The organism is Evansella clarkii (assembly GCF_002019695.1).
Classification (GTDB): Bacteria; Bacillota; Bacilli; order Bacillales; family Salisediminibacteriaceae; genus Evansella; species Evansella clarkii.
Map to the genome: position 1 here is coordinate 145,793 of NZ_MTIV01000022.1, position 13,300 is coordinate 159,092.

Annotated in this window: 18 protein-coding genes; all 18 read left to right on the plus strand. The window is 45.6% G+C overall.

All coding sequences use genetic code 11. From position 1 onward, the window contains the following. The first annotated feature begins 30 nt into the window (after nt 1-30). The 18 genes from BK582_RS25885 (at nt 31) to BK582_RS25970 (ending at nt 13,276) form a co-directional block, all read left to right on the plus strand. Complete coding sequence (locus BK582_RS25885; protein ID WP_078598629.1) at nt 31-573, plus strand: hypothetical protein; 543 nt, start codon at nt 31-33, stop codon at nt 571-573. A gap of 31 nt (nt 574-604) precedes the next feature. Further along, nucleotides 605-937, plus strand: coding sequence for a hypothetical protein (locus tag BK582_RS25890; RefSeq protein WP_078598630.1), 333 nt, complete (start codon nt 605-607; stop codon nt 935-937). 48 nt (nt 938-985) lie between these two features. Continuing rightward, nucleotides 986-2,236 carry a replication-associated recombination protein A gene (locus BK582_RS25895; RefSeq protein WP_078598704.1) on the plus strand — a complete coding sequence of 417 codons (1,251 nt, stop codon included), beginning with the start codon at nt 986-988 and terminating at the stop codon, nt 2,234-2,236. Nucleotides 2,237-2,271: 35 nt separating this feature from the next. After that, on the plus strand, nt 2,272-2,859 hold the full coding sequence (locus BK582_RS25900) for a hypothetical protein (protein ID WP_078598631.1): 588 nt from the start codon (nt 2,272-2,274) through the stop codon (nt 2,857-2,859). A 23-nt stretch (nt 2,860-2,882) separates the two neighbouring features. Then, nucleotides 2,883-3,236, plus strand: a complete 354-nt coding sequence (locus BK582_RS25905; RefSeq protein WP_169911352.1) for a hypothetical protein — start codon at nt 2,883-2,885, stop codon at nt 3,234-3,236. A gap of 1,481 nt (nt 3,237-4,717) precedes the next feature. Beyond that, nucleotides 4,718-4,939, plus strand: coding sequence for a hypothetical protein (locus BK582_RS25910; RefSeq protein WP_078598633.1), 222 nt, complete (start codon nt 4,718-4,720; stop codon nt 4,937-4,939). 157 nt (nt 4,940-5,096) lie between these two features. Continuing rightward, entirely contained in the window at nt 5,097-5,438 is a 342-nt protein-coding gene (locus BK582_RS25915; RefSeq protein ID WP_078598634.1) for a hypothetical protein, read from the plus strand. Continuing rightward, nucleotides 5,431-6,420 (plus strand): RNA-dependent RNA polymerase family protein, encoded by a 990-nt coding sequence (locus BK582_RS25920; protein ID WP_078598635.1) that lies wholly within the window; start codon nt 5,431-5,433, stop codon nt 6,418-6,420. The genes BK582_RS25915 and BK582_RS25920 overlap by 8 nt, the downstream gene beginning before the upstream one ends. A 15-nt stretch (nt 6,421-6,435) precedes the next feature. Continuing rightward, nucleotides 6,436-6,756: a hypothetical protein gene (locus BK582_RS25925; protein ID WP_078598636.1), complete on the plus strand. Its 321-nt coding sequence runs from the start codon at nt 6,436-6,438 to the stop codon at nt 6,754-6,756. Between the two features lie 41 nt (nt 6,757-6,797). Further along, nucleotides 6,798-7,127, plus strand: a complete 330-nt coding sequence (locus tag BK582_RS25930) for a hypothetical protein (protein ID WP_078598637.1) — start codon at nt 6,798-6,800, stop codon at nt 7,125-7,127. Between the two features lie 308 nt (nt 7,128-7,435). After that, the gene (locus tag BK582_RS25935; RefSeq protein ID WP_078598638.1) at nt 7,436-7,759 is read left to right on the plus strand and encodes a hypothetical protein; all 324 of its coding nucleotides are present in this window, start codon (nt 7,436-7,438) and stop codon (nt 7,757-7,759) included. A gap of 26 nt (nt 7,760-7,785) precedes the next feature. Beyond that, on the plus strand, nt 7,786-8,013 hold the full coding sequence (locus tag BK582_RS25940) for a hypothetical protein (RefSeq protein WP_078598639.1): 228 nt from the start codon (nt 7,786-7,788) through the stop codon (nt 8,011-8,013). A 24-nt stretch (nt 8,014-8,037) separates the two neighbouring features. Then, a complete protein-coding gene (locus BK582_RS25945) occupies nt 8,038-8,400 on the plus strand; it encodes a PDDEXK family nuclease (protein WP_139368366.1) in 363 nt (120 codons plus the stop codon). 34 nt (nt 8,401-8,434) lie between these two features. Then, the gene (locus BK582_RS25950; protein WP_078598640.1) at nt 8,435-9,379 is read left to right on the plus strand and encodes an HD domain-containing protein; all 945 of its coding nucleotides are present in this window, start codon (nt 8,435-8,437) and stop codon (nt 9,377-9,379) included. Nucleotides 9,380-9,451: 72 nt separating this feature from the next. Further along, entirely contained in the window at nt 9,452-10,123 is a 672-nt protein-coding gene (locus BK582_RS25955; RefSeq protein WP_078598641.1) for a DNA-directed RNA polymerase subunit alpha C-terminal domain-containing protein, read from the plus strand. Then, complete coding sequence (locus tag BK582_RS25960) at nt 10,104-11,504, plus strand: DEAD/DEAH box helicase (RefSeq protein WP_169911354.1); 1,401 nt, start codon at nt 10,104-10,106, stop codon at nt 11,502-11,504. The genes BK582_RS25955 and BK582_RS25960 overlap by 20 nt, the downstream gene beginning before the upstream one ends. Nucleotides 11,505-11,573: 69 nt before the next feature. Continuing rightward, complete coding sequence (locus tag BK582_RS25965; protein WP_078598643.1) at nt 11,574-12,263, plus strand: hypothetical protein; 690 nt, start codon at nt 11,574-11,576, stop codon at nt 12,261-12,263. 5 nt (nt 12,264-12,268) lie between these two features. After that, entirely contained in the window at nt 12,269-13,276 is a 1,008-nt protein-coding gene (locus tag BK582_RS25970; RefSeq protein ID WP_078598644.1) for a hypothetical protein, read from the plus strand. The last annotated feature ends 24 nt before the right edge of the window (nt 13,277-13,300 follow it).

Consider the following 13,300-nt stretch of genomic DNA (forward strand, 5'->3'; position numbering starts at 1 on the left):
ATCTAAAATTCAATAGAAGGAGCAATGACCATGCCAAGATATACGAAGCCAGTCACAGCCAAGGATCTGACTGACACGATCGACCAACTTATCCATAAAAATCAGGATCTCGCAGATGACATTGAAAACCTACTTATTTGTGCAGAAGAATGTACCGGCACAAGCCTCTTGGAGAAAGACCTATCCAAGTTTTATTTTGAGAATGTTCTCTTAAAAAACACCACACCTCCCTCCCATCCGGTCTATCACCTTCTGGGTGTGACACAGATCGGACAGGTGAGGTGTCTTGGCATCTTAATCGGAACGGATTACGGGACGCCATTTTACGCCGTCCTTTATCTCGATGACAAAGGGCGCCCGCGAGGATACATCCCAAAAGCCGGGAACGCTATCAATCCGTTAACAAAACAACCATTTGGTGACGGAGATATTGACGACGATCAAATCGCCAGACGGCTCGGGTATGCCAGCTATCGGGACATGGACTATAACCAACCGTCCGTACAGGCGCATTTTTATAAAACAGATTTACTCGAAAAAGACATCTCGGGGCGCATCCAGCTCCGAGCGTAAAGCCAAACATACATGAAAGGAGAACGCAATCGTGACCGAAAAACAATTACTTGAGGAAAAAGAAAAATTACTTGTACGCATCGGCACCATCGATGAAAAACTCAAAAGAATAGAAAATATGAAAAAACCGTATGTAGCCTGTATCTCATCATATAGTGGCGGAGGAAGATCAGCATTTGCCACAGAAGCACAAGCACGGAAGAAGCTCGATGAGTATTCCGGAAAGCAATATTTCCGAAATGGATTGAGCTGGGGAACCTACTTGTTTAAGCATAACGAGGACGGAACGAAAACACTGATCGAAGTGCGCCCAATGAACAGACCCAATTTTTATCCAAGCGAGTTTAAAAAAGCAGATGAATAAAAAGGAGCATGCCTTGTGACAAAAACCAAACAACCCCTCGCTACCCGCATGCGACCGGCAACACTCACGGAGGTTGTCGGTCAGGATCATCTGATCGGTGACGGTCAGATATTGACCCGGATGGTCAACACCGGACAAATCACGTCGATCCTGCTCTACGGACCGCCTGGCACCGGCAAAACGAGTATCGCCCATGCCTTATCGTGCGACCTCGGTGTCCCCTTCGGGTATTTCAACGCCGGAGTTCACCCGAAAAAAGACCTGCAGGACATCGCGAAAAAAGGAACACCTGGTGAACCTGTTATTGCTTTAATTGACGAAGTCCACCGGCTGGACAAACCAAAACAGGATTTTCTATTAATGCAGATTGAAGATGGTTCGCTAATTATGGTAGGAGCCACAACAGAGAACCCGTATATCAGCATTAACCCCGCCCTCCGCTCTCGAAGCCATATCTTTGAACTAAAACCTGTCACGCCGGAGAACATCGCTGTACGGCTTCGTGCGGCCCTCTCAGATACGGATCGAGGTCTTGGGGATGTGGACGTAAACATCGCTGATGACCTGCTCGTTTATATCGGCGAACAGACAAACGGAGATATTCGTGCCGCACTAAACACACTGGATTTAGCCGTAACGTCAACGACTCCAGCTGAGAGCGGTATTCGAATGGTCAGCCGGGACGTGATTAATACGTGCTTGCAGCAGCGACAAATCGGCGGGGATAAAGACGGAGATTCGCATTATAATTTATTGTCGGCATTCCAGAAGTCTATACGAGGGTCGGATGCAGACGCCGCCCTGCACTACCTGGCACGGCTGATTCAGGCGGGTGATCTCGTCAGCATTATGAGACGGCTTTTGGTCATCGCCTATGAAGATATCAGTCTTGCAAACCCGGAACTCGGTCAAGAAACGCTCGCCGCTGTCACAGTGGCGGAACGGGTCGGCTTCCCGGAAGCGCGCATCCCGCTCGCGCAGATCACTGTAAGGCTCGCACTCAGTCCGAAATCCAATGTGGCCTACAAAGCGCTGGATCTTGCCACCGAAGCCTTGAAAACCGGTCGGGACTTAACCGTACCATCTCACTTACAGGACGCTCACTACAAGGGTGCTGCTAAGCTCGGACGCGGTGTCGGATATAAATATCCGCACGATTATCCGTACGGGATTACTGACCAGCAATACTTGCCTGATGATTTCCAGCATGACCGCTATCTGCAGTTTCGTGACAGTCAGGACACAGAAGCCGCACAAAACACATACCGCGCCATAAACAGAACCATCAAGTCTGATTGATCTATATTTTATTAGAAAAAGGAGTGGGTATCATCATGGGTTACTCTATTTGTATTCCATTTGAAAATGAAGAAGAAAAAGCCCGCATGCAACAATTTCTTAAACAACATTACCGGCCGCTGAAAGACCTCATCCCGGATGTACCGGACGGCTACATGAACAACGAGCCGCCAAGCGACGACCTGAGTTACGCCGGAAATATCACAGAACCTGTTCTCGGATTCGATTATGGTTCCGGGGAGCTGGACGTCCAGAGGGATTATTATTATGAGATATGCTATTGGATGGCTGTCCACGGCGGCAAACGGGAAAATAACCGCCCTGTCTTTATTTACGATGGTTTTGACAGATGGACGGTCTATATCGACGAGCCAGCCTCGGATACATCCGCCGGATACGTCGAAGTTAACACATTCGGCTACCGCAGAATTTCCAGCCTCAGATTAATGGAGCGCAATAAAATGGTAGCGCATTCTGTATTCAACCAGACCATGAAAGACCTGGAATTGGCCGATAGAGTCATACGTGATGAACTGGAACGACTGAGCGGCTTATGGTTAAGCCAGAAGAATCAGTTATCCCGAACGAATCATAAAATAGAAAAGAGTAAGCGAAAACGATGATATTAATAGGAATTATCTTATTTATGATCGGAGCGCTTCTACAGGTGTGTATTATCGTTAAAAAAGACAGCCTGTTATTTACTACAGGCATATCCGACCCGATATTCGGGTCCTTGTGCCTCTTGTTCGGTGGCACATATACCATCGCTCACACCCTGTACGGACCGCTCTTTAAGCTATCGGAGTTATCCACTAATACTGGGCTTTTTATGTACGCCACCCTCTCTGGAGTCACTGCAAGTGGTGTCTGCTTGATTGTAGGTGCTGCCACGTACCAGTTAAGAAAAAGAAAAGAGCAGAAAAAAAGCATTCTAAAGATCAAAGAAAAACCCTGTGTTCACTCAGAAATCTCTGAGAAAGGAACACCAATAAAGTAAATGAGAGAGAATATCGGGAAGATTCGCAGACTTTGACTTTGGAAGTGAGCCACGGTTTTCGTCGCAACCGTGAGCAACTGGGGCGAATCACAAACAGACTGGTTATCTGTGAAAAGACTTCTACGTATCATGTTACGACCAACACCTAATGGTCACTCACATCGCCGAGGGTGATACGGGCGAAATAGGAGTCAAAAACAATGATCCGGGTGCTGTGCGACCCATCCTCTATCACTGGCAGTTTGCTTGCTGAAATGATGGTGAGGCAATATGTGAATGAGGTTCGATCCCTACCAGCCCGGATAATTCTAAAAACAACCCATGTGCCAAGTTGTACAAGGGGTCAGCGGGACGTGGTAATGCCATGACCTGCTTTTTTTTATCGCTTTGGAAAAAAAATAAAAAAAAAAATAAAGACCGAAAGGAAGGGTCGCATGCGAAGATGTGACGAATGTGGAAAAGAAGAAACCCGATTACTAACTTCCGGACCACTACTGCTTTGTGAAGATTGTTATTATGGGCCTGATGAAGACTCGGATTAAAAATCACGAAAGGGGTCACGTCTATGATAATGCTGATAAACCGTAGGTTCAATACACCCATTTGTCTGAAACTTTTATGCCAATGGCTCACCTTACGACAACATCAACTGCCATAGCACCACCCTTAAAGGTTTACTGATTTATCGTTTTGATAATTTATATCAAACTCATATTCTAATTCATGAATATAAACATTGAGTGACAGACGCTTAATGAAAAATCCAACCCACACGTAGGTGTATATATCACACATAAGGTTTTGTATTTTGTGTGGGTTGGTGCAGGTATTCGACCCAGAGAGGCTGAGGGTCGGCGTGGCCAGCAGCGGCCGTCGGAGTCAACTCCAGATCAGCTGAGGGGAGAGCATCTCCAGATCTTCGCGGGAACGCCAGTTCCAGGATCTTGAAGGCGGTGGCCCTGATGGTAATACCTCTATCACTTGCTCCGCAGCAGGAACTTGAGAGTGATCGCGTAGATGTTGACGAAGAGGTAATGGAGAATTCGTAATCAGCTGGTATCCAGGATTTCTATCGGATGAGGAGCTCGATGAGAATGATCCAGATCCAGAGCAGGCAACTGCAGATGCCGATCGACATGATCTCCAGGGTCCTTCTGGAGTGCAGCAGGCGGTCGAAACCAAATCATGAGGTCCTTGAACTTGAGCACGGACTCAGAGGGCACTGAAAACGATAATTGATGTCAGAATTCGCTTTCGTAACGAAAAAAAAAGGGCTGAAAGACTAACGGGTTCGGTTTTGGGAGGCAATTTGTCCTTTCGCAAGGATAATAACAACCCAAATCCAACCCTCATTGACAATGAAACCGCATAGCAAATAACAATAAAAATAACCCTACTTTTAACAATTGTTTTCGTTTGGTAGTAAAATTAAAATTATGAAAATAAGACCAAAATAAATGAAATATGGAAGGATGACAAGAATGGATAAATTAACATTTAACTCAGAAGATGTAGTATTAGTAAATCTAATTCGAGAAGGCAGTGATGCTTCGGCAGAAGTTTATGCAGTTCCAGTTGAATGGGCTGATAGCAATAATATTAAACAATATGATTGGGAAGATGCGACAAGTATCCCAAGTACAGTCTATGATGAATTATTAGATTTTCCTAAAATAAATATTACTAGAGTTTGGGATATTTAATCTAGCTCACACTTCGAATCAACAGTATATTCAAAAGCTTGGGAAACCCAGGCTTTTTTTGTAATATTAACACCAAATTATTGCCCGAAATAACACAATGAAATCGTTTTCAATATGGACGCACAAAGCGAGTAGCAAAAAAAAGAGGTGGCCTGGAATGGAACAATTGCCCGCAATCAAAATTGGCGATTGGGTCGTCATCACAGAAGACGGTCTTTGGGCTATGAATAGCTATACATTTAAAACGAAAGCGCAAGCGATTGACGACGTATCCTGTGCCACACTGGATGTGAGGAAAACCCCTAAAGTGAAACGCCAATCAAAAGGGGATTATTTTTATTACCCGAAAGACGTGGATTATGGCACATTCGGTGACTCATACAATATTAAAAGAGTAACGAAAGAAAATATAAACGAAATCAAAGAAATGCTCGAAGAACAGTGGAAGGAAGATCCGCTAAGTAATTACGATCAGGAAATGAGGGAGAGCGATGAATAATAACAACCCGTACTCCCTCCCCTTACTTCAGGACGGTCGCCAGCTGTTACATCTGGCTGATGACCGTTTAATTCGTCGATTCAAAATCAAAAACAAGGGGAAACTCCGGGACGTCAATGACCCGGTTCCTGAGCTGAAAACCATATTGAAAGCCTGGAACGGGCCGCTTACCGATTACTACGTCCGACAGCTGCAGCTAAACGGCGTCAGCCACGTTGCTCATGCGTACCTGCCGAACCGGTCGATTCAAACGAACGCGCAGGCACATCTCTACTCCCCCATCATCCAGTTTGATTTCAAAGGATTTTATGACTCCTGTAAGTTCGACTATTTCAGGGAGTCTCTCCGTGACCTTGATCCGACGCTCGACGATCAAAACGAATATGTGATTAAACGGCTCTTGATCGACCCGAACACGGGTGGTGTAACGCAAGGGCTGCCCGTCTCGGGAGCCCTTGCAGGACTCTCGCTCATTCCGTTTTGGGTAGAACTGGCGAAAAGTCTACCTGACAACATTCGTTTTACCCAGTACTCAGACGATTTGACGTTTAGTTATACGGGCCAGACACCACCCGGGTTTACCGTGCCCGCATTGACGCAAAAGATTTACGAGGTGTTAAAGAAAACAGACCTCTCTTTTAAATTAAACGCCGATAAGACACGCACGCAGAAAGAGCAGTACCGGAAAGTAACTGGTATCCGAATTAACCATCATAACCAGACGACCCCGTCCCGGGACGATTACCGCTTTCTGCGCCATGCGCTGTATATTCTTTCTAAATCCGATGATCTGGATAAAGAACTTGCCGAATGGGGATTCGCATCGAAATCCGCTTTCGTTGGTAAAGTCAGCTACATGCGCTCGATTGATTCCACCGGGAAAATCGACCGACTAATAATGAAATACCGTACCGCCTGCCGGAAGCATGACATCTTTACAACGTGGATCGACCAGGCGTATAAACGAAGTGCTTTCGCGTAGGAGAGGTGGGTCAATATGAGAGAATACAAGGAAGTCGGATTTAGACCGGCAGCCCTGGGCGGACTTGCCATTAGATTAAAGACCGAAAAAGGCTGGTTTTTCGTATTTGGCATCACGCCTGATTTATCTGAAATTCAATTCGATTATTCCAAAACTGAAACCTACGATGATTTCACCAAATCATATGATGTGGACTTATCCTTTGGTGATGGTTTCTACGACGGTATGAAACCGCACCTTGTCAAAACGCTGAAAGAATTCAAGCTGGACAAACGCTCATTGTCATTGTTCGAAAAATGGTACCCTGGGTATCCAAAACAACGAGGATGGGTGTAGAATTTTGAAACTTGTACGAATTAAAAGGAGTGAAATACATCGTGGCAACAAATATACAAAAAGCCGCTATCTCAAGCATGAATTACTTTTTCTTGCGGATCGTGGTGGGAAAAACAACCGAAGATATCATCGAGGAAGAAGTGGCCTTATTTATCAATCACCTTGCCGGAGAGCACGGCACGCTCGATGAAGAATTGCTTAACGCCATCAAGAAAGAAATGATTGATGGGGAATATTTCAAAGGTGTACCTATTGAAAAAGTCAAAAACATGATAGATGAAACAGTAAAACGACTTACAGGGAGTAAAATGTCTGCAGTAACCCGGTTTTACGTAAACCTTTTAATCGAAAATCAGAGAATTGGTGCGTGATTCTTATGCCAACATACAAGCTGGAACGGAAAAATCCGAAAACGGGATTCCGTGAAACGATTGTTTACACCGGAAATCTAACGAACAAACCGAGAGGTTGGAGAGTCATCAAAAGAATGTAATTGATATATACAAACTAAGAGTAAAGAGGCGAATTCCTGAGAAACATCCAGGAGTTCGCTTTTTTTATTTACTCTCAGGTCGCGACGCTGTCTATAGGAATAACCTTCTTTCCACCATCTTCTCCCCTACGGGACCCGTCGCCTATCAACTACAAGAAATCCAAAACAGAAAGGAGTTCCAGACCCGTGAAGGATACACCCGCTATTCAGTCCGTTTCCAGCATGAATCATTTATTTTTAAAGACCGTCACAGGAAAAATCAACTATGGTGCGGTCAATCATGAACTCATTCAGTACATCAAAATTATCGCCGAGCGTTATTACACCATCGACACCTATTCGCAAAAAGCAATCATCCGAGGAATAAAAAAGGGTGAGTATTTCAAAGACGTACCATCCGATCAAGTCGAGCAAACACTGAACGACGTGATTCAGAACCTCACTGGCGAAAAATACGACGGTGTGGCTCACTACTACGCCTACTTGATAGAAACCGCTCACAGCAACTAAAAACGAAATAAAGGGGTGTGACCAGCATGCTAAACCTCGAACATCCGACTGTAGAAAGAATCAATCGTACCGGCTATCCTGGCGAAACCCAGCAAGAAAACGTCATCGCGATGTGCCCTTGCGGTGAATCATTAAAAGACGGAGATAACGCCGTGGAATTCCAGGACCGCCTGTTCTGTGATGAAGAGTGCCTCACCGAAGCATTTTGTGATAATCCAGGCAGCTTCGGTATGGAGAAAACGAAAATTTCTTAGTTCACGCATAAGGAGCCGACATGTATGAGTAAAAACCCACTCGAATCCAAAATAGAAACCTATTTGAAAAAACAAATCAAAAACATCGGCGGATTGTGCTACAAGTTTAAAAGTACGATCAATGGCGTCCCCGATCAGCTCGTTATCTTTAATAAGACGATGCACCTTGTCGAAGTAAAACGGCCCGGTGAGGTCCCACGGGCAAACCAGGTGCTCATTCACAGCCAAATCAACAAGCAGGGTGTTCCTGTATACACCGTTGATACGGAAAACGCCGTGGATGCCTTTATTAAAGATGTTTTAAAAGCAGAACCGAAAGAATCAGCAACATCCAATCAAAAATCAACAGTCATCCAGTCTAAAAACCTTTTTAAAGGTATGGAATAACGATGACCTGTTTAAAAAGGAGAGGTAACAAATCATGGCACAAGGAATTACAAACTATAACGTTGGGGACACCTTTGAAGGGTTCCTGTTAATTAAAAACGCAACGAAAGGAACAACCAGCGGAGGTTCTCCCTTTTTAAACTTACAGCTCAGTGATGCTACTGGGAGTATCGACGCGAAATTCTGGAATGTCACAGATAACGATATCGCCAACTATACAAACGGAGCGGTTGTTGAACTCAAAGCTACGATTATTGACTTCCGGGGATCTCGCCAGCTGCAGCTCCAGCAAATTTTTATCAGTGACGCTGCAAAAGAAATGCCTGCTGGGGATTTCATGGAAAAAGCCCCTGTTAGTGAAGCAGAGCTTCGTGAAGAGATCGACCAAACCATTTTTCATATGAAAAATGAAACGATCCGAAGCATCACCCGCTCTTTTGTTGAACGTTACAATCAAGAATTTTTTGTCTATCCGGCAGCTGCAACAATTCATCACGCATTTATCTCCGGGCTGGCCTACCACACCGTAACCATGCTCCGTATCGCAAAATCTCTGTCAGAGATTTACCCGGGCCTAAATAAAGACCTGCTGTACGCCGGTGTGATTTTGCACGACTGGGGAAAGATTCATGAATTTGTAAGTGAAACTGACACGACACGTTCCAGGGACGGGAATCTCCTTGGTCACATCCCTATCATGGCGGCGGAAATCAAGGAAGTAGCAAATAACCTGGGGATTGATAAGGACTGTGAAGAAGTCACTCTCCTGCAACACCTGGTACTTTCCCATCACGGAAAACCAGAATGGGGCAGCGCACGCACACCGCTCCTTCAAGAAGCGGAACTGCTGCACATGATCGACAATATCGACGCGAAAATGAATACTGTATCTAAAGCGCTGGAAAACACCAAAGCTGGTGAATTTACCGAAAAAATGTTTTCCCTCAATAACCGTTCTTTTTATAAACCGCTGTGCTGACAGCGGTTTTGTTGTATAATAAAATGGTAAAATATAGTAATTAAATAGATTTTTGGTAGGAGGACTAAATTCATGACTGATAACACCTATCCGTTCAACCTGATCCGAGCGATATACGGAGATAAAGAATCAGATACGACCCACACGGAAACGACCTATATTAAAGGATTATTCGAACAGATCGACAAGCTGAATGAAAAAGAACAGCGCGTCTTATCTTTGCGTTATAAAGAAGGCCTCACGTATAAAGAATGCGAAAAATATTTCGGTGTTTCCGCCCAGCGGATCACGCAAATCAAAAACCAGGCTTTACGGAAACTCCGCCACCGCACCCGCGCCAAGCACTACGAAACCGTAACGAAAGCCGAGCTGGACGCCGTCAAAAGAAAGCACCAGAAGGCGGAAAAGGAAAATGAAAAATTAAAAGAAGTGCTAGAAGCACTGGGTAGTTGTGACATCGACCCTCATGCCGTGATTTTACTGGCAAACATGGTTCGACCTGAGCACTTAGATAAACACGTCGGCGATTTGAACCTATCCACTCGCACTTACAACTGTCTGGCTCGCGCTGGTATTCTGACGATCGGTGACCTCATCCGTACACCGGAAGAACAACTGGTGCGTATGCGAAGCATCGGGGAAAAATCGTTGAAGGAAATAAAAAGTAAGATACGAGCCTACATCCTACTCCCTAATGAGGGTCAGGAGGAACGGGGGATGCCGCATGCAAGCGACGCTGTATGACTACCAGAGGTACTGTGCGGAATTTATAAAAAAAGTCCCCCGGTGTGGCTTATTTCTGGATGTAGGGCTTGGGAAAACGTTAATCACCCTGACCGCTTTCGTGGAACTGGCCCAGCAAAACCGGCTTCAAGGGCATGTCCTGGTCATCGCACCGAAGCGAATTGCCATTAATACATGGCCCGATGAGATCACAAAATGGGATCATACAAAACACGGTCGATACACCCAGCTGTCCGGACTATCCAAGAAAAAACGAGATGAAGCACTGGATCGTGTGGCTACCGACCCGCCGACAATCTATATTATCAACCGGGAACTCATCCCGAAACTGGTGAAACGCTTCCCCGGGGAGAGCTGGCCATTCTTAAACGTAGTGATTGATGAAGCGCAGAGTTTTAAAGGGTACAGCACAAACGGATTTAAAGCCTTGCAATCCATCGCGCCCTATACGATGCGCTGGATTGAATTGACAGGTACCCCGTCCCCTAATGGTCTTTTAGACATCTGGGCGCTGATTCACCTGCTTGACGGCGGTCAGCGGCTCGGCAGGAACATCACCGAATATCGTAACCGTCACTTTGTCCCAGGGAGACGAACACCAGAAGGGTATCCTTACGAGTGGTTGTTGATCGAGGGACATGACCGATTTATTCATCACGCCATTAAAGATGTGGCCATCAGCATGATGAAAAAGGATTACCTAAACCTCCCTCCTGTTACACATAACGTCATCGAGCTGGAGATGACGAAACAGGAGCGGGAGATTTACAATCAGCTCAAGAAAGAAAAAGTCCTCCCTCTTATTGACGGAGGAGCGATTGAAGCGGCAAACGCCGCGGTGTTATCCGGAGCCTTATTGCAGCTTTCTAACGGCGCCATTTATGCTGATGAAGACCGAAAGCAAGTCATCGAGCTCCACGATCATAAATTAAAGGCGTTGGAGGAAATCGTAGAAGGTTCAAACGGACAGCCGATTCTTTGCTTCTATTGGTTCAAGCACGACGTCATCCGGTTGGAAAAGTATTTCCCTAACGCCGAGGTGTTCACCGGAGATCCCGAACAGCTAAAGCGCTGGAACAATAAAGAAATCCCGCTACTCTTCGCCCATCCGGCAAGCGCCGGTCACGGCTTGAATTTCCAGTACGGCGGTCACATCCTGGTGTTCTTTGTGGTACCCACCTCCCTTGAGCTTTATTTGCAGTCGATCGGACGGTTGGACCGTAACGGGCAAACGGAACCGGTGATTGTCCATTATCTGAAAATGCGCGGGACGGTGGAAGACCGGGTTATCAGTACGCTTTTAGATAAAAAAGTCGTCCAGCAGGAACTGATTGACGCTGTGAAAGCCGAAATTGGAACCATGCAAGGTGTAACAGCGTAAACGCAAATCTTGATGGAAGGGTGCTATGTGCACCCTTCCTATTTTTATATCAGCAAGGAGGAATCCGTTATGGACGAAAACAGCAAAGAATCCCATGAAAGCTACGGCATGTTGAGCATCAGCCGTCTTTCAGGCCATGATACCGTTTTATTTGGCAGCAGCATCCCGCACCGCAACACCATCCGGCTGTCCATTCATCCCGGTGTCGTGGAACGAAGTCTAAATCACGACCATTATTATGCGGAAAGAAAGCCTTACATCGAAGTGGAAATGTCACAAGCACAATTCGCTGAAGCCATCACCAGCATGAATATGGGGTCTGGCGTTCCTGTCACCCTTCGTGAATTAAACGGAAAATTGATGGAGAAACCGAGTTTTACCAGTAAGCGCATGCAGTTTGAACAGGAATTTAAAGAGCGTATGGAAAACCTTGAAAGTCACCTCGCCCGCTTGACCGAGAAAGCCGAAGATATTCTCAGGAATAAAAAGTCCGTAAATAAAACTGATCGACACACTATCTTAAATGAGCTGAACGCACTGAAACGGGAACTTGCTTCGAATATGCCTTTCATCGCATCGTCGTATAACGAGCAGATGGACAAGACGACACAGGAAGCGAAAGCAGAGCTGGAGGCGTTCACGATCAATAAATTGAACCAGCTGGGGCTGGAAAAATGGAAAGAGCAGCAGGATTTACCTGTCAGCCAGGACCCGCTCCAACAGCTGACACAAGAAACCAATCACACAGAACAGGAGTGACACTCATGAATCAATCAAAAAGACGGTTTATTAAACTAACAAAACGGGACATCGGCCTTTTGCTCGGCATCGGGACACTGGCAGCTATTTTAAACGTTTACCCTTACCCGCTCGTCGCAGCTGGTGCTGTGGTCATCGGTATTTTGCTTCTACGGATCTATGAAGAACCGGAGGAAAATAAAGAAATACCGGTGCGGGATGACCGGAGTGTAGAAAAACGGAGCGCAGAGGAAATTATTACGAGCAAACTGAACGAAGGCGCCATCGAAAAAGCCATCGATGAGCGTTTTGATAACATGGTCAAAGAGGTTGTCGACGATCTGTTCGGCAATTACGGGGAGGTGTCACGACAAATTAAAACGAAACTGAAAGAAACCATGAACCCTTATATCGAAGCGTATGATTTTAGCGAGCATACGATAAAGCTCGAACACTTACTGAGCCAGCTCATTACGGGAGTAACGAAAGATCAGGATACACTCCTTCGGAATTTACGTGACATGATGGGAACTGAACCTGTGGCGAAAGTCAGCACCAGTGAGCTGTTCGATAAGTACACGTCCTATATCAGTGAAAATATCGATACGAATAAACTCGACATTGATTATGATGACAAACCAACGTACCGGAACCTGACAGCTGAACTAAGCTCTGAAGATAATACGAGTAGTATCGCCACCCTTGAAAAGAAATCCCTGGCATTTACCTGTGAAGAAGACGAATCCATGACCGTTATTGTCGGCATTAAGCGTTGGACCGATTTATCGGATAATGCCTGGCACATCGAGAGTGTTGAGCGTGTAAATACCAAAGAATCAGTTTCACGGGTACTCCGTGGAGATAACGACCTCACCAGGATGGAGACACCTATGAGGTATCTTCGTGATTTGAACAAACTGGAAGTCTGCCTGCTCAAATTATATTACGACCGGACCGAAATCATCCTTGATGAAACAGACATCTATGATGAGGACGTCGAGGTCAAAGCGGAGCCGGAAGCCTCTTTTTACTAAACAAAAAAAAACCCATCTGGATGT